Source organism: Ochrobactrum sp. EDr1-4 (genome assembly GCF_049199085.1).
GTDB lineage: Bacteria > Pseudomonadota > Alphaproteobacteria > Rhizobiales > Rhizobiaceae > Brucella.
Genome location: NZ_JBLZOF010000003.1, coordinates 548,046 through 569,773 on the forward strand (window position 1 = coordinate 548,046; position 21,728 = coordinate 569,773).

Here is a 21,728-nt window from a genome sequence, read left to right on the forward strand (position 1 = left end):
ATTCCAAGAAAAGCGACTATGTCCTGCGCAGTCGCTTTTTTATTTGGACAAGAAGTCAGCTATTAAATACGCGCTCGTAAACCGCGCTGATTGCAGCGGCCTCTTTTTCGAGCGGAAACGCTTCGCGCACATATGTTAGCGCATTTTCACCATGACGCTCAGCCATCGCTGGATCCGCCAGATATGGCTCGATTGCATCACGCAACGCATTGCCGTCACCCGCAGCAACAAAACTGCCCGTGCCTTCGACAATCATTTCCGCATAAGCGCCAGCATCACTTGCAACGACAGCGGTTTGTGAAGCCATTGCCTCCAGCGGCGTCAGCCCAAAACCTTCATTGCGTGACGGGGCAACATAGAGCGTCAAGCGCCGATACCAGATGCGCACATCCGGCACTTCGCCAAGGATACGAATACGATCTTGCAAGCCAGCCGCCGCAATACGCGCTTTAAGATCATCTTCAAAAGCCTGATGCTCAGACGTGGTGCGGCCAGTAATGATTGCTGTCCATTCCGGATATTTTGGCAAAAGCGCAATCATCGCATCGACAAACAGGTCAGTGCCCTTGGAATGACGCACACGCCCAAAACAACCAATGGCATACTTACCCGGCAAGCCTGATGCACTGAACTGATCATCCTCGCCGACTGGCGGATGAAAACGTTCAAGATCAACGCCATGCATAATCACATCATGCGGCACTTCAAGAAAGCTTCCCGAGCGGCCACTGGTCGCAATCACCGCATTCATGCGGCGGATCAACCATTTGGTGAAAGGCTTGTGATGTCGTTGTGCAGCCGATGTAAACACCAGCCGCAGCTTCATGCGCAGCACGTCACGCATAAAAATTCCGGCCAGCATTTCAATGTTGCGGCGCGCATGCCAAATGCGAAAGCGTCGCTTTACGGGCTTTTTCCAGAAGGAGAAAAGAGCCGACCAGCCAAGATGCGGAAGGCTCTCAGGCAGTCCCGGTCCCATTGTGGCAATGCCCAATCCCTTTGCACGTTGCAAAGGGATGAGCTGCACTATGGTTGAAGTCACACCTGAAAGGCGGCGCTTGAAATTAGGCGCAATGACCTCAACCTCACCGACAGGGACCGTCACTTCAGACATCAGATAAACTTGAAGCTGATGATCTCATATGAACGCGAACCGCCCGGCGCGTTAACTTCAATCGTGTCGCCTTCGCCCTTACCGATCAGTGCGCGTGCGATTGGCGAAGAAATCGAAATGCGCCCCTGCTTCACATTGGCTTCCTGGTCGCCAACGATCTGATAGACTTTTTCTTCTTCGCTCTCTTCATCGATCAGCGTGACGGTGGCGCCAAACTTGATTTTGTCGCCGGAAAGCTTCGTAACATCAATGACTTCTGCGCGACCAACGAGATCTTCCAACTCGTTGATGCGACCTTCATTCAGGCTCTGTGCTTCTTTCGCTGCGTGATATTCCGCATTTTCGGAAAGATCGCCATGCGCACGTGCTTCAGCAATCGCCTCAATAATATGTGGGCGGTCAACTTGTTGACGCGTGCGCAGTTCTTCCTTGAGGTTTTCGAAACCGCTAGGGGTCATCGGGAACTTTTCCATACCCAGTCCAGTCCTTTCCATCGCCCGCCGCACTTCCCTCCGGGATTAAATGCGACGGCAGTTTGATTGCCCGCCTGATTTTGCTTCACACTGGAGACAAAACCACCGTCCGACAGATGAAATCACCCGGCGGCACACAAAAAGAAAACGGTCCCCGAAGCAATCGCTTCGGAACCGTTCAAAGAGATGTTGGTGAAACTATAGCATTTTAAAAGATCATTTCACGAACAAAAATTTCTGCCTGTTAATTATGCGCGGAAATCGCGCTATTTTTTCGAGACAGGCCAGCTTGCAGGCCATTTTTCGGGGCCACCGGCATAATTGCCGTCACAATCGCCTTTCGAGCGCTCCTCAAGAAGCACGAAGCGGACCTTGCCATCCACGTCGTCAGTCGCTTTCCAGACATCATAGGTTCCGCAATCACCAATGCCACGACCTTTGAAAAAGGCGGTCAGTGTCTTGGATGATTGCGACCAGTCGATATTCCAAGCTTGATCAACGGTGCTCGGACCATCATCGGAAATGGTCGGCAATGAGATCGGAACCACCTTGTCATCCGACTGGCTGTAAAAGGCATAGGGCTGGTTATAGGCGCCCGGAGAACCGCACGGCACTCCAATGAGGTTCGTGCCATCAGTTATTTTTGCATTAAACCCGCCACCATTCTGAAAGGGATCTCCGTCGTCAGTGCCACAAATCGAATCCTCGCCACTGAAATCTTTACGAATGGACTCTGGCAGTTCATTAATCGTTGTTATCTGTGACACATCTGGAGCGGGCGGAGCCGCCTTATTGCCCTTGCTCTGCAACGCCGCAACAGTGCCACTGAGCGCCTGTTGGTCATCCATATAGATCAGCCCGCCAACAAAACCTGAGAGCGAATAGTTGTAGGTCTTGTTATTGAATTGCAGCGTCAGCTTCTGACCGGCTTTCATGGCATCAATCAGCTTTTTTACGTCTGCTGCATTTTCATAATAGCCTTGGCCATCATCAAGTTTTAGCGCCGAAAGGTCGAAAGAAATCACCTGTTTGCCATCAACAGCAACCGCAATTTTGCCAGCCTTAGCGCCTTGATCAAACCCCGACAGACGCAACGAGGGCTGCGAATTAACTGCACTACTGCGATAAAGGCTGAACGATATCGGACCATTATCCGTACTTTTAAGTGCAAGTGTGCAATTTGAAGCAAAATCGCACTGAACCCAGCTATCGCGAATTTGCTTGAAAGCAGCAGTAGCAGGACCAGCATTGGCCAAAACAGCTGCAAGCGCAGCTCCTGCCAGAATGGCTTTGTTTCTAGTGAGAAAAAAAAACACGTAGCCCCTCCCGAAAAAGCGTTCCCAAACACGCCGCACAAGGAAATCCCTTGCCGCCGTTATCGACTATTGCCTATAGCATAGCCGCGAAGGGATGACGCGCCAAGCCGCTAACCTGATCCCGCATTTATGAGGCAATGATGACACGCGTTCAGGCAAATCTACTCCTTCTTCTGGCGGGCGTCATTTGGGGTATGGGCTTTGTCGCACAATCAACCGCGATGGCCAGCATTGGTCCATTTCTGTTTATTGGTGTCCGTTCGGCGATCGCCGCAGTCACTGTGCTGCCATGGTCGATTGCCGAAGGCAGACGCTCACCCCATAGGCTGCAACGCTCGAACTATCTTTACTTTATGTTTGTTGGTTCGATGCTGTTTATCGGCCTTGTCCTGCAACAGATCGGCTTGATCACCACGTCTGTCACCAATGCAGGCTTTCTCACCGGCCTTTATGTTGTGATGGTACCGGTGCTAGGTGTCATTGTGTTTCGCAACTGGCCGCATCCAATCGTCTGGCCAAGCGCTGTTGCCTGTCTTGCAGGGATATTTCTGCTATCCGGCGGCACTTTAAGCGCGCTCAAACAAGGTGACTGGCTCGTCATCATTGGCGCAGTGTTTTGGGCAATGCAGGTTTTGCTCATCAGCCGTGCCAATCGTGCAGGCCGACCAATAACACTGAGCTGCGTGCAGTTTGCCACCGCTGCGGTGGCTGGGCTGGCGATTGCCGTGGTGGTTGAAGACATCAATTGGAACTTTATTGCACTGACGTGGAAAGAACTGCTGTTTACCGGCGTGTTTTCATCAGGCGTTGCATTCACGCTGCAAGCTATCGGCCAGCGCTACACAACGTCTGCACAGGCGGCGATTTTCCTCTCATCCGAAGCAATCTTTGCCGCGATGTTTGGCGCGATCTTCCTCGGCGACCGCCTGACATTCATTGGCTTCATAGGCTGCGGGCTATTGTTTATCGCAATGATGGCAGTGGAATTGGTTCCGATGTTCTGGAAACGCAGAGCGGAACCAATCCCAGCAGCGGCTGAATAACCCTGCATTTCCAGCAAAAGTGCGAAAAGTAAAACTAGCCTCGAAAAATCAGTGCTGCACCACCGGCTATCAGCGCAAAGCCCATCACGTGATTCCACGTGAAAGCTTCTTTGAGATAAAAAATCGAGAACAGGCTAAAAATCACCAGCGTGATAACTTCCTGCATCGTCTTGAGCTGTGCAGCTGAATAGACTTCATGCCCGATACGATTAGCGGGTACAGCCAGAAAATATTCAAACAGCGCGATACCCCAGCTGATGAAAATCACTGTTATCAGCGGCGTGCTGGTGAATTTCAGGTGCCCGTACCAGGCAAAGGTCATGAATACGTTTGAGCCGATGAGAAGCAGAATCGGCAAAACGCTTGGCGAAATGAGTGCTGACATGGGAAGAACTTTGGGGACCGGAAGGATCATGTCGCGGTCTGGCCCTCAACCGCAAGATAGTGTTAGCAGAGTGACATGGAGATTTCGCCAATCTTATGACCACGAACTGCCCGATTATCGCCATAGGCTTTAACAGCGGCACTGACTGTTCGTTTACGCTTATGGTCTAATATGTGGGCAGAACCGTTTCCAGAATGAAAGGCAGGGACATGAGTTTTGCGTTGTCCAACCGCTTTCATCGTCTTGCATTGCCGACAGGTCTTGCACTTTTGACACTCTTAGCCAGTTGTTCGGGTGATCGTCCGCCGCGACCGCAGGCAGACATTGCCAATGCAGATATCGTCGTGCCGCCGCAAGCCCCACGCGAGCCGCGTGTTGTTGGTCTCGCTGAGGAAATCGAAAACAACGCCAATGAAATGACAACACAAAGCCAGCCGCATTACGCGGGCGACTATGGCTTTGCCACACCAGTGCAAAATCCTGTCAGCACGGTTGAAAACATTTATGCGATGTCGAATTCCGAAGCCGCCTGCCGAACACGCCTCAAGCGTCTTGGTGTCGTCTTCACCGAAAAATCGCCGATCAATCAGGGTGGAAGCTGTCGCATCAACAACCCGATTGAAGTGCGCGGCTTCAACAGCGGCAACATCGCTTTCAAGCCAGCAGCAACATTGAACTGTGAGGTGACGGAAGCCTTCGCACGCTGGATCAAGGGCGACCTGCAACCTTCAGCGCGGCTGCGTTATCTCTCCGGTATCAACACGATCCACAATGCGGGTGGTTATTCCTGCCGCACGATGAACCATCGTCGCGGCGCGAAAATGTCGGAGCATTCCAGTGGCAATGCCATCGATGTTACGAAAATCGTTCTGAACAACGGCAAGAGCATCACCGTTCGCAAACCCGGCTTCTTCGCCTTCCGCGAAAAAGGCTTGCTCAACAGCGTGCGCTCCGATGCTTGCTCTTATTTCACCACCGTTCTCGGACCCGGCTATAACCGCGAACACGCGGATCATTTTCACTTCGATCTGATGCAGCGCCGCAGCGGTTATCGCGCCTGCAAATAGCAAAAAGCCCGGACATATCCGGGCTTTACATTATTATTCCGCAGGAACCGGCGTTGGCTGGCCGGTCTTGTCGAGCGCGACCATAACAAACTCACCATGTGTCACCAGATCCATCTCTTCGGCGAGATAACGCTGTGCCCACGCTTCAACGCGAAGCGTGATCGACGTGCGCCCAACACGCGTGATTTCAGTGTAAACACAAAGAACATCACCAATCTTGACTGGCTTCGCGAACGACATTTCGCGCACAGCCGCCGTTACAACACGCCCCTTGGCACGCTCTGAAGCGCGAATAGCACTTGCAATATCCATCTGCGCCATAACCCAACCACCGAAAATATCGCCCGCTGCGTTGGTATCATTCGGCATGGCCTGTGTACGCACGGTCAACATGCCCTTTGGCGCGTTCAAATCAATCATCAATGTTTCCTTCGATCACCTAAAAGAGTCGGGTGAATTATGCGGCAAGCCGCGAAAGACGAAAAGTGCGACATGCGCACCGCAGCCATGCGATAAAATCTATCATTTAAAAATCGAGTAAAATTACAATTATTAATCATCATAGTAGAACAAGTTTGATTCTTTAAAGTAAAAATAATAAAAAGATAGTATCCTAGATTTATATACAAATATAAGGATATTCAAATGAAAACAATAATAACATCTTCTATTGTTGCATTAGGACTTTTATTTGCAAGCAATGCCGAAGCGGCCAGCGGTTTAGCGACAGCTACTATAAATCTTCGTACCGGCCCCGGTACACAATATCAATCTATGGGACGCATCCCAAATGGCGTTGTCATTGGTGTGGCAGGCTGCACCAACGGATATGGCTGGTGCCGTGTCAATTACCGCGGTCTTGATGGTTGGGCGTCGTCCCGCTACATCGCCGTGCAAACGGGCGGCGGATATACTACCAATGATAATTTCGGTCCTTCAGCAGCAGCCATTGGCATTCCACTCATTGCTGGACTCGTAATTGGCTCGGCAATCAACAACAACAATCGCTGGGATGATGGTCCCGGCTGGGGCTGGGGGCGACGCCCCTACAATACGGGCTGGGGGCCAGGATGGGGCCCCGGTCCAGTTCGCCCGGGTCCGGGTTGGCGCGGTCCCGGTCAATGGGGGCAGCCAAGGCCACATTGGGGTGATCGTCCCGGCTGGCGTGACCATCCCGGTTACCACCCAAATTTCTACGGTCCGGGCGATCGCTGGCGTCCAAGAGGACGATGGTAGGTGACGCCTCCTGACAGCCTGATGTCAGGAGCCACACAATTCTGATAAGGGGTGCGGCGGTTTTAATCGCTGCACCCTTTTCATTTGTGCTGCGAAATTCCATATTGTGTGCATGGCCTCCTCAAAAGACAAATACACTCAGGATTCGCAAGACGAAACACGCGGCTTTGGCGAAGTGCCACAGCGCGGTTTGTCAGGCACCCCGCTTTCAGGCTCAATCTCCGATTGGGCAAAAGATATAGGTGAAGAGGCCGACAAGCCTCAGCCACAAGCCAAAGCGGCGAAGGCGCCTAAAAAGGTGCCTGAACGCAGCAAAGAATCTTCGCGTAGTTCTCGCGGGACATCTATTGGCGGCGCTGCATCAGCCAAAGAACGTGCGGCTGCTGGCCTTAATCCGGTTTCGGGCCTCGACATGAGCCTCGAAGAGGCCACGGCGCTCAACCCTACGGGCGCGACCGCGACCGTACAGGCACTGTCAGACCTGATTGAATCGGGCAATCCGCTGTTCAAGAATGGCGAGCTATGGACGCCGCACCGCCCTGCCCGACCACCCAAGTCGGAAGGCGGCATTTCGATTCAGATGGAATCGAGCTTTGAACCATCCGGTGATCAGCCAACCGCCATTCGCGATCTGGTCAGTGGGCTAGAAGATCAAGACCGCACACAGGTTCTGCTCGGCGTCACCGGCTCCGGTAAGACCTTCACCATGGCGAAGGTCATTCAGGAAACGCAGCGACCTGCGCTCATTCTTGCGCCAAACAAAACGCTGGCAGCGCAGCTTTACGGCGAGTTCAAAAACTTCTTTCCGAACAATGCTGTCGAATATTTCGTTTCCTATTACGACTACTATCAGCCGGAAGCCTATGTGGCGCGGTCTGATACGTTCATCGAAAAAGAATCGACCGTCAACGAACAGATCGACCGGATGCGCCACGCAGCGACACGCGCGCTGATCGAACGCGATGACGTGATTATCGTCGCATCAGTCTCTTGCATCTACGGTATTGGTTCCGTCGAAACCTACACCGCCATGACGTTTGAGATGAAGATTGGCGACCGTCTCGACCAGCGCCAGCTTCTCGCCGATCTCGTGGCCCAGCAATATAAGCGGCAGGACATCAACTTCGTGCGCGGCTCGTTTCGCGTGCGTGGCGATACGATTGAAATCTTCCCGGCCCACTTGGAAGATCGCGCATGGCGTATTTCGCTGTTTGGTGATGAGATCGAAACCATCGCTGAATTTGACCCGCTGACCGCCCAGAAAACCGGCGATCTGCAATCGGTCAAGATTTACGCGAATTCGCACTATGTAACGCCGCGCCCGACGCTGAATCAGGCAATCAAGTCCATCCAGAACGAACTCCAGCATCGCCTTGTTGAGTTAAACAATGCAGGCCGTTTGCTCGAAGCACAGCGCCTTGAACAGCGCACCACTTTTGACCTCGAAATGCTGGAAGCAACCGGCGTTTGTAACGGCATCGAAAACTATTCGCGTTACCTGACAGGGCGTCAGCCGGGTGAACCACCGCCGACCCTGTTTGAATATATCCCGGACAATGCGCTCGTCTTCCTCGATGAAAGCCACGTCACGGTTCCGCAGATTGGCGGCATGTATCGCGGCGACTTTAGGCGCAAGGCAACGCTGGCCGAATATGGCTTCCGCCTGCCCTCCTGCATGGACAATCGCCCTCTGCGCTTTGAGGAATGGGACGCCATGCGTCCGCAGACCATCGCGGTTTCGGCAACGCCGGGCAAATGGGAAATGGAAGAAGCTGGCGGCGTGTTTGCCGAACAGGTTATCCGCCCAACCGGCCTGATCGATCCGCCAGTGGAAGTGCGTCCTGCGAAAAATCAGGTGGATGATGTGCTGGGCGAAATTCGCGAAACCGCACGCAAGGGCTATCGCACGCTCTGCACGGTGCTGACCAAGCGCATGGCCGAAGACCTGACCGAATATCTGCACGAACAAGGCGTTCGCGTGCGTTATATGCACTCGGACATCGACACGCTGGAACGTATCGAAATTATCCGCGACCTGCGCCTTGGCGCATTCGATGTGCTGGTGGGTATCAACCTGCTCCGCGAAGGTCTTGATATTCCCGAATGCGGTTTCGTCGCCATTCTCGATGCCGACAAGGAAGGTTTCTTGCGTTCGGAAACGTCACTCGTGCAGACCATTGGTCGTGCAGCGCGTAACGTTGACGGCAAGGTCATTCTTTACGCCGACAACATCACCGGCTCCATGACGCGCGCGATGGATGAAACCAGCCGCCGTCGCGAAAAGCAGGAAGCATATAATCTGGAGCATGGCATCACGCCTGCCTCGGTGAAGAAGAATATCACGGACATTCTGAATTCCGTTTATGAACAGGATCACGTCCGCGCAGATATTTCCGGCTTTGCCGAAGAAGGCGCGATGATGGGCAACAACCTGACCGCCCATCTCGAACATCTGCAAAAGCAGATGCGTGATGCAGCTGCCGATCTCGACTTCGAGAAGGCCGCTCGACTGCGCGACGAGATCAAGCGTCTGCGTGAAATGGAACTGGCGATTTCAGACGATCCGCTGGCGCGCGAAGTGGAGCTTGAAAGCCCGGTCACGGGTCGCACCAAAGGCCGCCACAATGCTGGCCGGAAGGTTCATCGCACGGTCGATGCGGAGCCGAAAAAGTCGCTTTTCGCTAAGCCGTCGCTCGACAATATGGGTCCCGGCACGGATATGGCAAAGCCGCTTTTCCGCAAGAATACGCTGGATGAAATGACCGTCAAGCGCACGGAAAAACCAGCGGGTGCGAATGATGCGATCATCCGCCGCGAACGCGCTGGCGTCGGTTCCTATGAAGACCCGGCTGAAGCAGCCCGCAAAAAACGTCGCCCCGGCAAAACTGGCCGACCGGGGCGGTAACATCACTCAGCTTGAGGGCTGTTTACCAGCCTTCAAGCACGATCTTGCCTTTGGCCTTACCGCTTTCCAGCACGCCATGCGCTGCTTTAAGATTAACGGCATTTATTGGTGACATAACTTCCGTCACCGTCGTTTTGATTTTGCCTGCGTCGATCAGCCGTGCAACTTCATTCAGAAGTTTGCCCTGTTCATTCATATCCGCCGTTTCAAAAACCGGACGTGTAAACATCATCTCCCAATGGATTGAGACTGACTTACGTTTCAGCGGCGCGACATCAAAAGTATCGAAATCGTCAATCAAGCCGAACCGCCCCTGTGGCGCGATCAATGACACAATCTCATTGAAGTGATCCATCGTCTGCGTGGTGGAGAACACAAAAGCCGGCGCACCAATCCCCAAAGCCTCGACCTGTTGTGCCAGAGGCTTGCTATGATCGATGACATGATGTGCGCCGAGCTCTTTCACCCAATCCTGTGTTTCAGGGCGCGAGGCAGTGGCAATCACCGTCAACTCCGTCAAAGCGCGTATCAGCTGAATGGCTATTGAGCCAACACCGCCTGCTCCGCCAATAATAAGAACAGCATTGGCAGCACCTGGCACTGGCTTACGAATGTCGAGCCTGTCAAAAAGCATTTCCCACGCGGTGATTGATGTCAGCGGCAGGCCAGCAGCCTGACTGTTGGAAATCGACGCAGGCGGCGTTCCCGCAATACGTTCGTCAACCAGACCAAACTCGCTATTGGCTCCCTGTCGAATATACGAACCCGCATACCAGACTTTATCACCAATCTTGAAATTCTCTACCGCTTCACCGGTTTCAACCACAGTCCCAACAGCGTCCCAGCCCAACACTTTCCACTGGCCTGGCTCTGCCGAAACGCCTTTGCGGATTTTATAATCAACCGGATTAACCGCAATGGCTTCGACCTGCACCAACAGATCGCGGCCTTTCGCAACAGGCTTCTCCAGTTCGACATCCAGTAGTGAATCTGCGCGATCCAGTTTGCCGGCGGTTTGATAGGCAACAGCTTTCATAGTCTTTGCTCCATTTGCTATGGAACAAATATTAGACTACAATCAGAAAATGAAAATACGCACAAAAATTGCACATAGTGTCGTGTTTTGTACTTAGTATATATAGGATACTTATGACCAAGGTTAAGCATTCCCGTTTTGATTGCAGCCCCGGTTGCTCCGTTGAGGCGGCGATCGGCCTCATCGACGGTAAATGGAAAAGTGTTGTGCTATTTCATCTCCTGGATGGAACGCTGCGGTTTAATGAATTGCGACGCCAGATACCCGGCGTGACGCAACGTATGCTGACAAATCAACTGCGCGAGCTTGAAGAAGACGGCCTGATTGACCGCAAGGTCTATGCGCAGGTTCCGCCAAAGGTTGAATATAGCCTGTCGCCGCTGGGGCGCAGCATCGAGCCCATTCTGCTTGCTTTGAAAGATTGGGGAGACACCAATATCAACCGCTTCGGCAAGCAACAGCCTGCGAAAACCGCCGCCTAGAAAGCGCGGCCTTTAACAGCCGCTCCTTCTATTGCTTAGTTTACTTACCGGCACTGCCCGCCATTCGTAATGCGATAGCCGGCGCGTTCCGCTTCACAGCGGTTTGAGAATGTCTGTGTAACACTCCCTCTGCGGGCACAGACCGGCATAAATTCGCGCGTGCAAGCACCAGCGCCCGGACGACCGGGTCTATTGCCTTGGTGTGGAGGCCGCCCCGGGCGCTCACCTCCCCAGCCGGAACCCGGCCCCGTAATAGGTCTTGAACTGCACTGGCCGTTTCCAACAATCCGATAGCCATCAGCACGGGCTTGGCAGGCATTGCCAAAAGTCTTTCGCGACGAACCGCGCTCGCCACAAACCGGCGCATAAATCATCGGGCACATTTGCGGCTGTGATGGCCCCGGCCTGACTGGTGGCCGATAATCCGGCCCACCTTCGGCGACGCAGCCCGCCAGAAACATGACGCCCGCCAACACGCTCAAACAACTGATTTTATTAAGCAGCATGACTCTCTCCCTCTATTATCTGAGTGCTAAAATGGCGCAAAGATCATTTAGAGCAAGAACATATTTTGGATATTCGATCTCCACATACGAACCCATATCGACATGTCAAAAACTTGCTTTACTCTGCACTCAAGGATTTCGGGGTTTATGAGCGGAAAAACTGCATGACGCATTCGCATCTGGCTATCGCAATCATTGCGCTTTTTCAGCTTTTTTGCTGGCCGGACGCTATTAGATCCGTATTCGCTCAAAGCGAAGCTGCAGTGGAAGTCTACGGTCCGCCGATGCCGCCGAAAAAAGCGGAGCCCACTGTCACGCGCATCTGCGAACTCATTGAAGAAAGCGCAGAAAAACGCGGCATTCCAAAAGATTTTTTCGCGCGTCTTATCTGGAAAGAAAGCCGCTTTGATCATCGCGCCGTCAGCCCTGTCGGTGCGCAGGGCATTGCGCAGTTCATGCCCTATACGGCCAAAGAACGCGGACTGGCCGACCCGTTCGACATCGAACAGGCAATTCCAGCCTCGGCAGGTTTTCTGAGCGAACTAAAAGGCGCTTTCGGAAATTGGGGCTTGGCAGCAGCAGCCTATAATGCGGGTCCGGGTCGTGTTGGCAACTGGATGCGTTCTGGGGGCTTTCTGCCGCTCGAGACCGAAGATTACGTGCTAGACCTGACCGGCGCACCTGCCGATAATTTCGCAGCTGGTCAGGAGATCACCAACAGACCACTTGATGCGAAGCTAAGCTTCAGCGAGGCCTGCAAACGCCTGCCCATCGTTCGCACCGCAACAATTCCAATGTCGCGGATCAAGCCGAAGCCTTGGGGCATTCAGGTTGCGGGCAATTTCCGGCGCAGCGCCGCAGTTAATCAATGGAACCGACTGCGCAAACAATTCAGCTCCGTGCTCGCCAGTCATAACCCGGTGATCAGCCGGGTGCGCACGCCAATTGCACGCCGAGGCATCTACGCAGTTCGTATTGGGGCGGACAGTCGTGGGGAAGCGGATAACATCTGCGCTAAACTGCGTGCAGCCGGCGGCGCATGCATAGTTTTGCGTAATAAATGAGCAATTGAGCATACTATACCATAGTATGAAACGATATATTGCCTTAAGCTTGTTCTTTTTTGGTATAAAATTAGCAATATTCTGGTAATTTTTATACAAAATAACAACGATACCGTTTCAAAGATAACCAATCTCATATTTGGTGAAAAATTTGCTTGCCAAACCTCGCATCTTAGATCAGTCTTCACGTGTCCGGGCAATTTGAGTACAACGGAAGACTGGAAGAACGGCGTGCCGGAACCGCTAGAAGTTCCGGGTTGGAGATTTAATCTCCGGCAATGATCGGTTCCTTTCCTAAGTCGATAACTGCCTGCATAACCCTCTGCCGGGTGTGTGGTGCGTTCGGCAGAAGTTGTAATTCCACCGTCTCTAATCAAGCGGTGGCGCCAAGGAAAAGGAACGGATCCCATGGCACAGACCGGACAGGTCAAATTCTTCAACTCCGAAAAAGGTTTCGGATTTATCAAGCCTGATGATGGCGGCGCAGACATCTTCGTGCACATCTCTGCTGTACAGGCTTCGGGTCTGGCAGGACTTGCTGACAACCAGAAGGTTTCTTACGAAACTGAACCGGATCGTCGCGGTAAGGGTCCTAAGGCCGTAAATATCTCGGTTAATGACTAAAACCGAATTTTACTGATAAAGAATTTGATCCCCGGCTAACGCCGGGGTTTTTTATTGTCTGAACTCTAACGTGATTTCTGCCTTCAATAAGCGGAAACTCCTGTTTAAGGCCGTTACCGAATACCTGATCAGAGCGCGAAATATTACAGACTCTGCTTCTAATTTACCGGATTATGGCGCTTTCCAAGATGTCCTTACCATTGTTCAGCCTCCATTCATGTCCAAACTATTAACTTGTTATTCATGATTGAAGCAGTGTGCCGATCCGGCCCTGCACATCAAAGAGATTAAGTTGTGCCTCTGAAGGAGCGGACAATGAACAAGTTACTTAAGACAGCTATTCTGGCAGTTGCCTCTATAGCAGCAGTCTCGGCACCGCTCGCAGCGGCTTCAGCAGATTCCTGGGGTCGCCGTGGCTGGGATAATGGTGGCTATAATCGTGGTGGATGGGACCGTGGCGGCTGGGATCGCCGTCCATACAGGCATCGTGACCGTGGCGGTGATGCTGTTGCTGCTGGCGTCATCGGCCTTGCAGCTGGCGCACTCATCGGTAGCGCGCTGAGCCAGCCACAGCCAACCTACGTGCAGCCAGCACCGGTTTACGCACCACCACCACCACCGCCTGCATATTATCCAGCACCGCCAGCGCGCAGTGTGCAATATCGCGCAGGTTATGAGCCATGGAGCCGTGGCTGGTACCAGTATTGCTCCGACCGCTACCGGTCGTTCAATGCAAATACCGGAACCTATCGCGGCTATGATGGCCGGGATCATTTCTGTTCCGCAAACTAATCGGATACACGAAACAAAAAAGCCGCCTCAAAAGGCGGCTTTTTTCATAACTCAAGTAGATCAGGCATATCCGAGATCGTTCAAAAACGGATTGTTGCGGCGTTCTTCGCCGAAACGCCCACCCGGGCCATGACCGCACAGGAAGCCAATATCGTCGCCGAGCGGCAGAAGTTTCTCTTTGATCGAACGAATGAGTGCGGCATGATCGCCACCCGGCAAGTCAGTACGTCCGACTGATCCGTTAAATAAAACATCGCCAACAATCGCAAAATGCGCTTCTGGATTATAAAAGACTACATGACCCGGCGCATGCCCCGGACAATGCAGAACGTCAAACACATGACCTGCCACGGTGACTTGGTCACCATCCTCCAACCAGCGATCTGGCGTAATGTTCCGCACGCCCTCGGTCAGGCCGTATTTCAGGCCAGTCGTCACCAAATTATCGAGCAAGAACTCATCGTCTTTGTGCGGGCCGATAACATCCACACCCAGTTCATCTCTTAATTCTGATGCGCCGCCCGCATGATCAATATGGCCATGCGTAATCCAGATCGCTTCTACTTTAACATCCTGCGATGCAATCGCTTCCTTGATGCGCTCAAGATCGCCGCCCGGATCAATCACGACGCCTTTTTTTGTGTCGCCATCAAAAAGGATTGTGCAGTTCTGCTGAAATGGCGTCACCGGAACGATGATTGCCTGCAATTGTCCCATCAAAAACTCCATTCAGTCAGCATGTTCAAAAATTTCCGTCGCTCATGAGATAATGCAGCGCATCACGCTTTCAAAGGCATAAAATAAAACGGGCGACCAAAGCCGCCCGTTTCCCCTCTCACAGGAAATCAATCGGTTGTTGTCCCCACAACCGCGTTATTCAGTTAGGCTTTGCTTGCCAGCGAGTTTTTGATCAGACCGACTATTGCCGTGAGAACGAGACCGCCCACACCACCACCCGCTACCTGACCAATCACACCATTAAGAACAGAATCCAAACCGCCGCCGGATAACATCGGCAGAAGCTGACCAAGAATGACACCACCAATGCCACCGGCGACAGTATTGCCAGCAGTACCGAGGCTCAGGTTTTTAACGGCGCCGGCAATATTGCCACCGACCGCACCCGAAACAAGCTGAAGAATGATAGGCAGTAGAGATTCCATAATCGTCACCCCATCTGAGTTAAATGCCGGAATAACGCGAGTCCGACTGGCAGAATCTTGAACTGAAACTTGCCAATGTCAAACAATAAGCATCCAAATAACAAAAAAGCGGCTCTAAAAGCCGCTTTTTCTGTTTAAAACAATGTTATTCTGCCGCTATTCGCTTCGGCTGAACTTCATTTACATAGTCCTGCATAAGCAAGCTCGTAATTTCGCCGGGCGTAAAGTGATATTTGCCAATCTCTGAAACCGGCGTCACTTCCGCAGCCGTACCACACAGGAAGCATTCGCTGAAATCTGCCAGTTCTTCTGGCATGATGACACGCTCAACAACTTCGAGACCACGACGCTTGGCAAGATCAATGATCGTGCGGCGCGTAATACCGTCGAGGAAGCAATCAGGCTTCGGCGTATGCAAAGCGCCTTCTTTCACGAAAAAGACATTGGCACCCGTAGCTTCTGCCACCTGACCGCGCCAATCAAGCATAAGCGCATCGGCATAGCCTTTGGCTTCGGCTGCATGTTTGGAAATGGTGCAGATCATGTAAAGACCAGCAGCCTTGGAGCGCGAAGGCGCTGTGCGCGGGTCTGGGCGGCAATATTCTGCGATATCGAGGCGAATGCCCTTCATTTTTTCTTCAGGCGAGAAATAGCTTGGCCACTGCCAGATCGCGATTGCCAGATGAATGCTATTGTTCTGTGCGGAAACGCCGAGCGACTCTGAACCGCGCCATGCAATCGGGCGCACATAAGCATCTTCAAAACCCTGCTTTTTCAGCAGTTCACGGCAGGCATTGTCGATTTCTTCAACACTGTAAGGAATCTCAAAACCAAGAATTCGAGCCGATTCATGCAGACGCTCAGTGTGCTCTGTCAGCTTGAAAATCTCGCCGCCATAAGCGCGCTCACCTTCAAACACTGCACTCGCATAATGCAGACCATGGGTCAGCACATGCACCTTTGCATCCTTCCAGGCGACAAATTCGCCGTCCTGCCAGATAAATCCGTCGCGTTGATCGAATGGAATCGCAGCCATTTTAGCATCCTCAAAGTTGGGCTTTGTTTTCCTGTCAGCCCGTTTGGCCCTGATGGGCCTTTCCCTAGTCAAATTCAGTCAGTTAAATCGATTAACTGGCAAGCAAGTCGTGTTTTTCTTTTAGTACAATGGTATTTTACGATCATGTACACTGATTTCCGCGCAAACAATTGTGCTGAAATCAGCCAGACAAAGCATGTAAAACAAAGATATTTCCGGTAATTACGGAAAATAACGCTCGCTATTATGCATTACCGTCCTTATTGGACAGTATGTCACAGCAAACCGCGTAATTATCTCTCCTCCAACATGCCCCAGCGCAAACTTTATTCCAAAAAAACCGGCCTGCACTTACCAAAAATTATCTTGGCGATTGAGTTATGTCAACAATGCTGACATATTTATCGCAACAGGATGGAGCCTAGATGTGAATTCGACCAACGACGTGAACTATATCAGCGATCCTCTGACGTGTCGGGAGGCTGACGATCTCAACGTCATTGAACTGCTGTTCTTCTCTTATCGCGATTTCACTGCCGATCCGGACCTGATCCTCGAAAAGATTGGATTTGGCCGCGCCCATCACCGTGTGCTGTATTTTATCAATCGTAAGCCGGGCATGACGGTTGCAGAACTTCTGGATGTGCTGCGTATTACCAAGCAAAGTCTGTCACGCGTTCTCAAGCAACTCATTGATACAGGCCATGTCGTTCAGGAAACAGGCCTAGACGATCGCCGTCATCGTAAACTTTATCCAACGAAAAGTGGCCGACAGCTTGCTCTCTCGATCACTCTGCCACAGTCGCGCCGTATCGCGCGGGCATTGGAGGGAAGTCAGCCTGACGACCGGAAAGTAATTGAGCGCTTTCTTTACAACATGGTCAATCCTGAACGGCGTGTTCAGATTGATGACTTTGCAGCAGCCGAAGCAGCTGTGGAAACGCTCACATAGACGCGCCACTTTCCTGTCGTTAAGATGTAGCATGTCGGCATATTCTGTCAGGAAAACCAAAACTGGTTCACCTGATACGAGATGCTTAGAGCGCATCCCGAAAAGTGTGTAACGGTTTTCGGACAAGATGCGCGTTAAAACAAAGAGTTGAGACGCGCCGATCTGATTCAATCAGATCAAAACGCACTCTAAAATTATTGCCACGCCCACACGATTATGCGTAGGGAGACGTGGAACAGGATGGGATCTAACGACGCCATGGCTCTAGAAGAAAAGAACCTTTCAGACGACGCGCCTCATCTTCTTGTTGTCGATGATGACACCCGCATTCGTAGCCTTCTGTCGCAATATCTGACGACAAGCGGCTTCCGGGTCACCATGGCAGCCAGCGCCGCTGAAGCGCGCCGCAAGCTCGAAGGCATTGATTTCGATCTGCTGATCCTTGATGTGATGATGCCGGGAGAAACCGGCGTATCGCTGACCCGTTCGCTGCGTGAACAAAAGACCGTGCCAATCCTGATGCTGACGGCTTTGTCAGAAACAGATAGCCGCATTGATGGTCTGTCCGCAGGTGCGGATGACTACCTGCCAAAGCCTTTTGATCCGCGCGAGTTAATCCTGCGCATCAATAATATTCTGCGTCGCGGAGCTGCTCCGGCGCAACCAAAGATCGAGCAGATCGTTTTTGGTCCATATACTTTCTTCATACCGCGCCGCGAATTGAAGAAGGGCAGCGAGACAATCAAGCTGACGGATCGCGAACAGGACATCATGGCGATTTTCGCTGAACGCGCCGGTGATACAATTCCACGTCATGAGCTGACGGGAACAGATGGTGATGTCGGCGAGCGTACCATTGACGTTCAGATTAACCGTCTGCGTCGTAAGATCGAGCAAGATCCAGCAAACCCGGTTTGGCTGCAAACCGTTCGTGGTATCGGCTACAAGCTGAGCATCGAATAGAGCGGAGCGTCGCAAATTTCAGAGCGTGACCGAAAACATAAATTAGCAGAAGCGTCTGGAGTATTCTGAGACGATGACGTCCCTCTGGAGAACCCTATCGCGTTGGTTTGCGCGCCGTATGCCCAAAGGGCTGTATGCGCGTTCGCTCATCATCATCATCGCACCGATGGTGTTGCTTCAGGCGATCATTGCTTATGTGTTCATGGAACGTCATTGGCAGATGGTGACGGAGCGGCTCTCAACCGCCGTTGTGCGCGATATTTCTGCGATCATCGACACGCTGGAAACTTATCCGCAAGAACCCGGATACGACAATCTCATCCGCATTTCGCAGCAACGTCTGGGACTTAATATCTCCATCCTGCCGCCGGACCCGCTACCACCGCCGGGACCGAAGCCTTTCTTTGCCATTCTTGATTACTTCCTGAGTGAGGAAATCACGCGCCAGATCAACCGCCCCTTCTGGGTGGATACGGTCGGCGATTCCGATCTCATTGAAATCCGCATCAAACTTGAAGACAAGGTGCTACGCGTCTTTGCTCGTCGCAGTCAGGCCTACGCATCCAATACCGGCATCTTCCTGACATGGATGATCGGCACCGCTCTTGTGTTGCTAATTATCTCTATCGCTTTTCTGCGTAATCAAATCAAACCGATCCAGCAGCTTTCACAAGCAGCGGAGAGCTTTGGTAAAGGACGGCCCATGCCGGAAGGCTTCCGCCCGCATGGCGCGGAAGAAGTCCGCCGTGCCGGTATTGCGTTCATTCAGATGCGTTCGCGCATTGAGCGCCAGATCGAACAGCGCACAGCCATGCTTTCAGGCGTCAGTCACGATCTGCGAACCATTCTGACTCGCTTTAAGCTGCAATTGGCCCTTACCGGAAATGCCATTGATACCGAGCCGCTTAATCAGGATATTGCTGACATGCAGACCATGCTCGAAGGCTATCTGGCCTTTGCGCGTGGTGAAGGATCGGAAGAAGCCGCGACATATGACGTGCGCCTGCTCTGCGATAAGCTCGCCAATGAAGCGCGGTTACGCGAGCGGGGTTTCCAGTATTCGATTGAAGGCGACAGCGAAGTCAATGTGCGTCCCAACGCGTTTTCGCGTCTTGTCAGCAATCTGGTCTCCAACGCCTTTCGCCACGCGCAGAATGTCGAGCTTTCCGTAACCCACGATGATGGCTGGTTAAAAATCGTCGTTGATGATGATGGGCCGGGCATCCCCGAAGACCGACGCGAAGACGTGTTCAAACCCTTTGTGCGCCTTGATGAAGCACGCACGCAGGATTCAGGCGGTACAGGCGGGCTTGGCCTCGCTATCGCCCGCGACATTGCCAGAAGTCATGGCGGCGACATTGAACTGGAAAACGCTCCCAAAGGTGGCCTGAGAGCGATTATTCGGATTCCGGCCTAGCGCATCCCGAAAAGCTGGGGAGCCTATTTCGGATAAGATGCGCGGCAAAAAAGTGTTAAACCTTATTCAGTGCCTGTGCCACGACATAGCCAAGCGCTGTTGCTGCAAAACATGCAGCCAATGAAATGCCGACGTTTAAAAGTGCTCGTCCGGGCATTCCCGAACGCAGCAAATCAACGGTTTGCATGCTGAATGAGGAAAAAGTGGTGAAGCCACCGCAGACGCCGACGAGGAAAGCGACACGCCAGATTTCTGGCAATTCAAAGCGGCTGGAAGCAATCGTCATTGCGCCGAAAAACGCGATGGCAAAAGAGCCAATGATGTTGACGACAATGGTGCTCCAAGGCAGATCACGGCTGATCGGTGCCAGCCACAGCGAAAACCAATAGCGCAACACGCTTCCAAACGCCCCGCCAATAGCGACGACAATCGTTCCCTGCATCTGTTCATTCCAATGACGTTAAGTGCGTTGAGACTGCACCTAAAAGATCAGAATAATTTGACGCCGTCTTGAACTTTTTTATCAATTGCAGCGAGAACGACCTCGCCATTTTCATCAGGGAAGCCGAGCGTCAGCACTTCGGACATAAATGGCCCAATCTGGCGCGGTGGAAAATTGACCACGGCCATGACTTGCCGACCGATCAGATCTTCCGGCTGATAGTGCTTGGTAATTTGCGCAGACGACTTCTTAATACCGATCTTGTCACCAAAATCGATCTTCAGCTTGAAAGCTGGCTTGCGCGCTTCGGGAAATGGCACCGCTTCAACGATTGTTCCCGTGCGAATATCGACCTGCTCGAAATCGGCCCAGGTAATCGTTTCAGTTCCGCTCATCTCATTCCCCCAAAATAAATCCCGGTCTCATCGACCGGGATCAAAATTCATCATGCACGTCCGACGGTTTCAAACAGAACGCTTTCCAGCGATTCACGCGCACTTACACCAGACCAGACGACAAACTGAAACGCCTGAAAATAGGTTTCGCATGCTTCCAGTGCCGCAGAAAGCAAAACTTCAACCTGACGGCTTGTCGGCTCTGCACCACCCGCAAGAAGGAGCGACTGACGATACATAATCGCGCCTTCCTGCTGCCAAAGGTCAAAATGGCCCATCAGAAGCTTTTCATTGATGAGCGACAGCAACCGCATCACTTCATTGACGCGAGGTTCAGCAACCTTGATATCAAAGGCACAGGCCAGATGCAGCGCTTCAAAATCCTCCATCCAGGAGAACGAGATATGGTAGTCAGTCCAGTTACCCGCTACCGAAATTGCAATTTCGTCGTCGCCAGTCCGCTCGAACGTCCAGTCGTTTGAATTCGCAACATGCTCAATCACATCCACCGGATGCGCGTCGCGTGCAAATTCAAGCTCAAGAAGGCTCATGTCCGTTTCCTGTTCTGCGAAGCGCCTCGAAAGGCACTTCCAAATTCCCGGCGCGCAAGTCACTGCTCGCCCGCGCCTCGCCCCGCACAAGACCAAGTGCAGAAAAAAGACACGAATTGATCGGTCGAGGAATCGACATGCTTTAAAAACATGCAACGCCTCAATGGCACACGCACATACGCAACTGATACTGGAAAGCAGCCTGAAGACGCGAAAACTAAAACTACAGCCCCTCGCCGCTGCCTACATGACCACATTACGAATCATGTAGTGTTTTCAGTCTATTGATGCTGAATCTGAACGCCAGCCCCTTTTGTCGAAAGAGGCATTAAAGCATGTGGAAATATGAGAAGGGCAGGTCGGAACCCCTGCCTTAAGCGACTCTAAGACAAGGGTTTTTGGCAGTTACAGCCTGTTAATAAAAAATTATGAATTATCTTTGGATTTCGCTGCTGCCACAGAGGTTTTTGCCGTTTTCGCAGTCGAATCAACTTCAAATTTAGCAAGACGCGCTTCAAGTGCTTCGATTTTGACAAGCAGAGCGGCGTTTTCGGCGCGTGCTTTGATCGCCATTTCACGCACTGCTTCGAAGTCTTCGCGCTGCACAACATCAAGCGTGTTGAGCACGCGTTCGCTCTGCGAGCGCAAAGCAGTCTCGACTTCGCGGCGCACACCTTGCGCAGCGCCTGCCGCATCCGTCACAAGCTTTGCGAGTTCATCGAGAACCCGGTTCGATCCGCTGGTCATAGCTTTATTCCCTATTTCG

Annotated in this window: 25 protein-coding genes; 11 read left to right on the top strand and 14 right to left on the bottom strand. The window is 52.3% G+C overall.

Going from position 1 to position 21,728, the window contains the following annotated elements; translation table 11 throughout:
• Positions 1 to 55: 55 nt before the first annotated feature.
• The 3 genes from ACOZHT_RS13695 to ACOZHT_RS13705 all read right to left on the bottom strand — a co-directional run bounded on the left by ACOZHT_RS13695 (position 56) and on the right by ACOZHT_RS13705 (position 2,903).
• Positions 56 to 1,114 (bottom strand): glycosyltransferase family 4 protein, encoded by a 1,059-nt coding sequence (locus ACOZHT_RS13695; RefSeq protein ID WP_339511575.1) that lies wholly within the window; start codon positions 1,112 to 1,114, stop codon positions 56 to 58.
• A complete protein-coding gene (gene greA / locus ACOZHT_RS13700; protein WP_339511784.1) occupies positions 1,114 to 1,587 on the bottom strand; it encodes a transcription elongation factor GreA in 474 nt (157 codons plus the stop codon). The genes ACOZHT_RS13695 and greA overlap by 1 nt, the downstream gene beginning before the upstream one ends.
• 266 nt (positions 1,588 to 1,853) lie before the next feature.
• A complete protein-coding gene (locus tag ACOZHT_RS13705; RefSeq protein WP_339511573.1) occupies positions 1,854 to 2,903 on the bottom strand; it encodes a DUF1176 domain-containing protein in 1,050 nt (349 codons plus the stop codon).
• A 140-nt stretch (positions 2,904 to 3,043) separates the two neighbouring features.
• Between ACOZHT_RS13705 and ACOZHT_RS13710 the strand changes: the two genes are divergently transcribed.
• Positions 3,044 to 3,946: a DMT family transporter gene (locus ACOZHT_RS13710; RefSeq protein ID WP_339511782.1), complete on the top strand. Its 903-nt coding sequence runs from the start codon at positions 3,044 to 3,046 to the stop codon at positions 3,944 to 3,946.
• A 34-nt stretch (positions 3,947 to 3,980) separates the two neighbouring features.
• On the opposite strand, the gene ACOZHT_RS13715 is transcribed toward ACOZHT_RS13710, so the two are convergent.
• Complete coding sequence (locus tag ACOZHT_RS13715; RefSeq protein ID WP_339511780.1) at positions 3,981 to 4,331, bottom strand: DMT family protein; 351 nt, start codon at positions 4,329 to 4,331, stop codon at positions 3,981 to 3,983.
• 209 nt (positions 4,332 to 4,540) lie between these two features.
• On the opposite strand from ACOZHT_RS13715, the gene ACOZHT_RS13720 reads away from it, so the two are divergent.
• A complete protein-coding gene (locus ACOZHT_RS13720) occupies positions 4,541 to 5,398 on the top strand; it encodes an extensin family protein (RefSeq protein WP_339511571.1) in 858 nt (285 codons plus the stop codon).
• Positions 5,399 to 5,431: 33 nt separating this feature from the next.
• Here the strand turns inward: ACOZHT_RS13720 and ACOZHT_RS13725 are convergent, their stop codons facing one another.
• Positions 5,432 to 5,818 carry an acyl-CoA thioesterase gene (locus tag ACOZHT_RS13725; protein ID WP_339511569.1) on the bottom strand — a complete coding sequence of 129 codons (387 nt, stop codon included), beginning with the start codon at positions 5,816 to 5,818 and terminating at the stop codon, positions 5,432 to 5,434.
• Between the two features lie 225 nt (positions 5,819 to 6,043).
• On the opposite strand from ACOZHT_RS13725, the gene ACOZHT_RS13730 reads away from it, so the two are divergent.
• Both ACOZHT_RS13730 and uvrB read left to right on the top strand, forming a co-directional pair.
• Complete coding sequence (locus ACOZHT_RS13730) at positions 6,044 to 6,634, top strand: SH3 domain-containing protein (RefSeq protein WP_421565827.1); 591 nt, start codon at positions 6,044 to 6,046, stop codon at positions 6,632 to 6,634.
• A gap of 112 nt (positions 6,635 to 6,746) precedes the next feature.
• The gene (gene uvrB, locus ACOZHT_RS13735) at positions 6,747 to 9,539 is read left to right on the top strand and encodes an excinuclease ABC subunit UvrB (RefSeq protein ID WP_339511567.1); all 2,793 of its coding nucleotides are present in this window, start codon (positions 6,747 to 6,749) and stop codon (positions 9,537 to 9,539) included.
• Between the two features lie 22 nt (positions 9,540 to 9,561).
• On the opposite strand, the gene ACOZHT_RS13740 is transcribed toward uvrB, so the two are convergent.
• Entirely contained in the window at positions 9,562 to 10,575 is a 1,014-nt protein-coding gene (locus ACOZHT_RS13740) for a zinc-binding alcohol dehydrogenase family protein (protein WP_421565828.1), read from the bottom strand.
• 113 nt (positions 10,576 to 10,688) lie between these two features.
• On the opposite strand from ACOZHT_RS13740, the gene ACOZHT_RS13745 reads away from it, so the two are divergent.
• Entirely contained in the window at positions 10,689 to 11,057 is a 369-nt protein-coding gene (locus ACOZHT_RS13745) for a helix-turn-helix domain-containing protein (RefSeq protein ID WP_339511563.1), read from the top strand.
• Between the two features lie 44 nt (positions 11,058 to 11,101).
• Here the strand turns inward: ACOZHT_RS13745 and ACOZHT_RS13750 are convergent, their stop codons facing one another.
• Positions 11,102 to 11,563 (bottom strand): Kazal-type serine protease inhibitor domain-containing protein, encoded by a 462-nt coding sequence (locus ACOZHT_RS13750; RefSeq protein WP_339511561.1) that lies wholly within the window; start codon positions 11,561 to 11,563, stop codon positions 11,102 to 11,104.
• A 164-nt stretch (positions 11,564 to 11,727) separates the two neighbouring features.
• Between ACOZHT_RS13750 and ACOZHT_RS13755 the strand changes: the two genes are divergently transcribed.
• From ACOZHT_RS13755 to ACOZHT_RS13765, 3 genes are all read left to right on the top strand, one after another.
• Complete coding sequence (locus ACOZHT_RS13755; protein ID WP_421565829.1) at positions 11,728 to 12,627, top strand: transglycosylase SLT domain-containing protein; 900 nt, start codon at positions 11,728 to 11,730, stop codon at positions 12,625 to 12,627.
• A 408-nt stretch (positions 12,628 to 13,035) separates the two neighbouring features.
• Complete coding sequence (locus tag ACOZHT_RS13760; protein ID WP_250038789.1) at positions 13,036 to 13,251, top strand: cold-shock protein; 216 nt, start codon at positions 13,036 to 13,038, stop codon at positions 13,249 to 13,251.
• A 315-nt stretch (positions 13,252 to 13,566) separates the two neighbouring features.
• Complete coding sequence (locus ACOZHT_RS13765; protein ID WP_339511557.1) at positions 13,567 to 14,043, top strand: BA14K family protein; 477 nt, start codon at positions 13,567 to 13,569, stop codon at positions 14,041 to 14,043.
• 60 nt (positions 14,044 to 14,103) lie between these two features.
• On the opposite strand, the gene ACOZHT_RS13770 is transcribed toward ACOZHT_RS13765, so the two are convergent.
• The 3 genes from ACOZHT_RS13770 to ACOZHT_RS13780 all read right to left on the bottom strand — a co-directional run bounded on the left by ACOZHT_RS13770 (position 14,104) and on the right by ACOZHT_RS13780 (position 16,242).
• On the bottom strand, positions 14,104 to 14,760 hold the full coding sequence (locus ACOZHT_RS13770; protein WP_339511555.1) for an MBL fold metallo-hydrolase: 657 nt from the start codon (positions 14,758 to 14,760) through the stop codon (positions 14,104 to 14,106).
• A 164-nt stretch (positions 14,761 to 14,924) separates the two neighbouring features.
• Positions 14,925 to 15,206: a hypothetical protein gene (locus tag ACOZHT_RS13775; protein ID WP_250038786.1), complete on the bottom strand. Its 282-nt coding sequence runs from the start codon at positions 15,204 to 15,206 to the stop codon at positions 14,925 to 14,927.
• 145 nt (positions 15,207 to 15,351) lie between these two features.
• A complete protein-coding gene (locus tag ACOZHT_RS13780) occupies positions 15,352 to 16,242 on the bottom strand; it encodes a branched-chain amino acid aminotransferase (protein ID WP_339511552.1) in 891 nt (296 codons plus the stop codon).
• A gap of 427 nt (positions 16,243 to 16,669) precedes the next feature.
• On the opposite strand from ACOZHT_RS13780, the gene ACOZHT_RS13785 reads away from it, so the two are divergent.
• The 3 genes from ACOZHT_RS13785 to ACOZHT_RS13795 all read left to right on the top strand — a co-directional run bounded on the left by ACOZHT_RS13785 (position 16,670) and on the right by ACOZHT_RS13795 (position 19,574).
• The gene (locus tag ACOZHT_RS13785; protein ID WP_250038784.1) at positions 16,670 to 17,194 is read left to right on the top strand and encodes a MarR family winged helix-turn-helix transcriptional regulator; all 525 of its coding nucleotides are present in this window, start codon (positions 16,670 to 16,672) and stop codon (positions 17,192 to 17,194) included.
• 240 nt (positions 17,195 to 17,434) lie between these two features.
• The gene (locus tag ACOZHT_RS13790; RefSeq protein ID WP_339511550.1) at positions 17,435 to 18,157 is read left to right on the top strand and encodes a response regulator transcription factor; all 723 of its coding nucleotides are present in this window, start codon (positions 17,435 to 17,437) and stop codon (positions 18,155 to 18,157) included.
• Between the two features lie 73 nt (positions 18,158 to 18,230).
• Entirely contained in the window at positions 18,231 to 19,574 is a 1,344-nt protein-coding gene (locus ACOZHT_RS13795; RefSeq protein WP_339511548.1) for an ATP-binding protein, read from the top strand.
• Between the two features lie 55 nt (positions 19,575 to 19,629).
• Here ACOZHT_RS13795 and crcB read toward each other — a convergent pair whose 3' ends face one another.
• The 4 genes from crcB to ACOZHT_RS13815 form a co-directional block, all read right to left on the bottom strand.
• A complete protein-coding gene (gene crcB, locus ACOZHT_RS13800) occupies positions 19,630 to 20,016 on the bottom strand; it encodes a fluoride efflux transporter CrcB (protein WP_339511546.1) in 387 nt (128 codons plus the stop codon).
• A gap of 47 nt (positions 20,017 to 20,063) precedes the next feature.
• Positions 20,064 to 20,411, bottom strand: coding sequence for a tRNA-binding protein (locus ACOZHT_RS13805; RefSeq protein ID WP_339511544.1), 348 nt, complete (start codon positions 20,409 to 20,411; stop codon positions 20,064 to 20,066).
• 50 nt (positions 20,412 to 20,461) lie between these two features.
• Positions 20,462 to 20,962 (bottom strand): YbjN domain-containing protein, encoded by a 501-nt coding sequence (locus ACOZHT_RS13810; protein WP_250038779.1) that lies wholly within the window; start codon positions 20,960 to 20,962, stop codon positions 20,462 to 20,464.
• Positions 20,963 to 21,388: 426 nt separating this feature from the next.
• Positions 21,389 to 21,709 (bottom strand): accessory factor UbiK family protein, encoded by a 321-nt coding sequence (locus ACOZHT_RS13815; protein WP_339511541.1) that lies wholly within the window; start codon positions 21,707 to 21,709, stop codon positions 21,389 to 21,391.
• Positions 21,710 to 21,728 lie beyond the last annotated feature (19 nt).

What these genes read in the sequence shown, in the direction of transcription:
- ACOZHT_RS13695 (WP_339511575.1), bottom strand. Translation starts at nt 1,114, where the DNA reads ATGTCTGAAGTGACGGTCCCTGTCGGTGAGGTTGAGGTCATTGCGCCT.
- greA (WP_339511784.1), bottom strand. Translation starts at nt 1,587, where the DNA reads ATGGAAAAGTTCCCGATGACCCCTAGCGGTTTCGAAAACCTCAAGGAA.
- ACOZHT_RS13710 (WP_339511782.1), top strand. Translation starts at nt 3,044, where the DNA reads ATGACACGCGTTCAGGCAAATCTACTCCTTCTTCTGGCGGGCGTCATT.
- ACOZHT_RS13715 (WP_339511780.1), bottom strand. Translation starts at nt 4,331, where the DNA reads ATGTCAGCACTCATTTCGCCAAGCGTTTTGCCGATTCTGCTTCTCATC.
- ACOZHT_RS13720 (WP_339511571.1), top strand. Translation starts at nt 4,541, where the DNA reads ATGAGTTTTGCGTTGTCCAACCGCTTTCATCGTCTTGCATTGCCGACA.
- ACOZHT_RS13725 (WP_339511569.1), bottom strand. Translation starts at nt 5,818, where the DNA reads ATGATTGATTTGAACGCGCCAAAGGGCATGTTGACCGTGCGTACACAG.
- ACOZHT_RS13730 (WP_421565827.1), top strand. Translation starts at nt 6,044, where the DNA reads ATGAAAACAATAATAACATCTTCTATTGTTGCATTAGGACTTTTATTT.
- uvrB (WP_339511567.1), top strand. Translation starts at nt 6,747, where the DNA reads ATGGCCTCCTCAAAAGACAAATACACTCAGGATTCGCAAGACGAAACA.
- ACOZHT_RS13740 (WP_421565828.1), bottom strand. Translation starts at nt 10,575, where the DNA reads ATGAAAGCTGTTGCCTATCAAACCGCCGGCAAACTGGATCGCGCAGAT.
- ACOZHT_RS13745 (WP_339511563.1), top strand. Translation starts at nt 10,689, where the DNA reads ATGACCAAGGTTAAGCATTCCCGTTTTGATTGCAGCCCCGGTTGCTCC.
- ACOZHT_RS13750 (WP_339511561.1), bottom strand. Translation starts at nt 11,563, where the DNA reads ATGCTGCTTAATAAAATCAGTTGTTTGAGCGTGTTGGCGGGCGTCATG.
- ACOZHT_RS13755 (WP_421565829.1), top strand. Translation starts at nt 11,728, where the DNA reads ATGACGCATTCGCATCTGGCTATCGCAATCATTGCGCTTTTTCAGCTT.
- ACOZHT_RS13760 (WP_250038789.1), top strand. Translation starts at nt 13,036, where the DNA reads ATGGCACAGACCGGACAGGTCAAATTCTTCAACTCCGAAAAAGGTTTC.
- ACOZHT_RS13765 (WP_339511557.1), top strand. Translation starts at nt 13,567, where the DNA reads ATGAACAAGTTACTTAAGACAGCTATTCTGGCAGTTGCCTCTATAGCA.
- ACOZHT_RS13770 (WP_339511555.1), bottom strand. Translation starts at nt 14,760, where the DNA reads ATGGGACAATTGCAGGCAATCATCGTTCCGGTGACGCCATTTCAGCAG.
- ACOZHT_RS13775 (WP_250038786.1), bottom strand. Translation starts at nt 15,206, where the DNA reads ATGGAATCTCTACTGCCTATCATTCTTCAGCTTGTTTCGGGTGCGGTC.
- ACOZHT_RS13780 (WP_339511552.1), bottom strand. Translation starts at nt 16,242, where the DNA reads ATGGCTGCGATTCCATTCGATCAACGCGACGGATTTATCTGGCAGGAC.
- ACOZHT_RS13790 (WP_339511550.1), top strand. Translation starts at nt 17,435, where the DNA reads ATGGGATCTAACGACGCCATGGCTCTAGAAGAAAAGAACCTTTCAGAC.
- ACOZHT_RS13795 (WP_339511548.1), top strand. Translation starts at nt 18,231, where the DNA reads ATGACGTCCCTCTGGAGAACCCTATCGCGTTGGTTTGCGCGCCGTATG.
- crcB (WP_339511546.1), bottom strand. Translation starts at nt 20,016, where the DNA reads ATGCAGGGAACGATTGTCGTCGCTATTGGCGGGGCGTTTGGAAGCGTG.
- ACOZHT_RS13805 (WP_339511544.1), bottom strand. Translation starts at nt 20,411, where the DNA reads ATGAGCGGAACTGAAACGATTACCTGGGCCGATTTCGAGCAGGTCGAT.
- ACOZHT_RS13810 (WP_250038779.1), bottom strand. Translation starts at nt 20,962, where the DNA reads ATGAGCCTTCTTGAGCTTGAATTTGCACGCGACGCGCATCCGGTGGAT.
- ACOZHT_RS13815 (WP_339511541.1), bottom strand. Translation starts at nt 21,709, where the DNA reads ATGACCAGCGGATCGAACCGGGTTCTCGATGAACTCGCAAAGCTTGTG.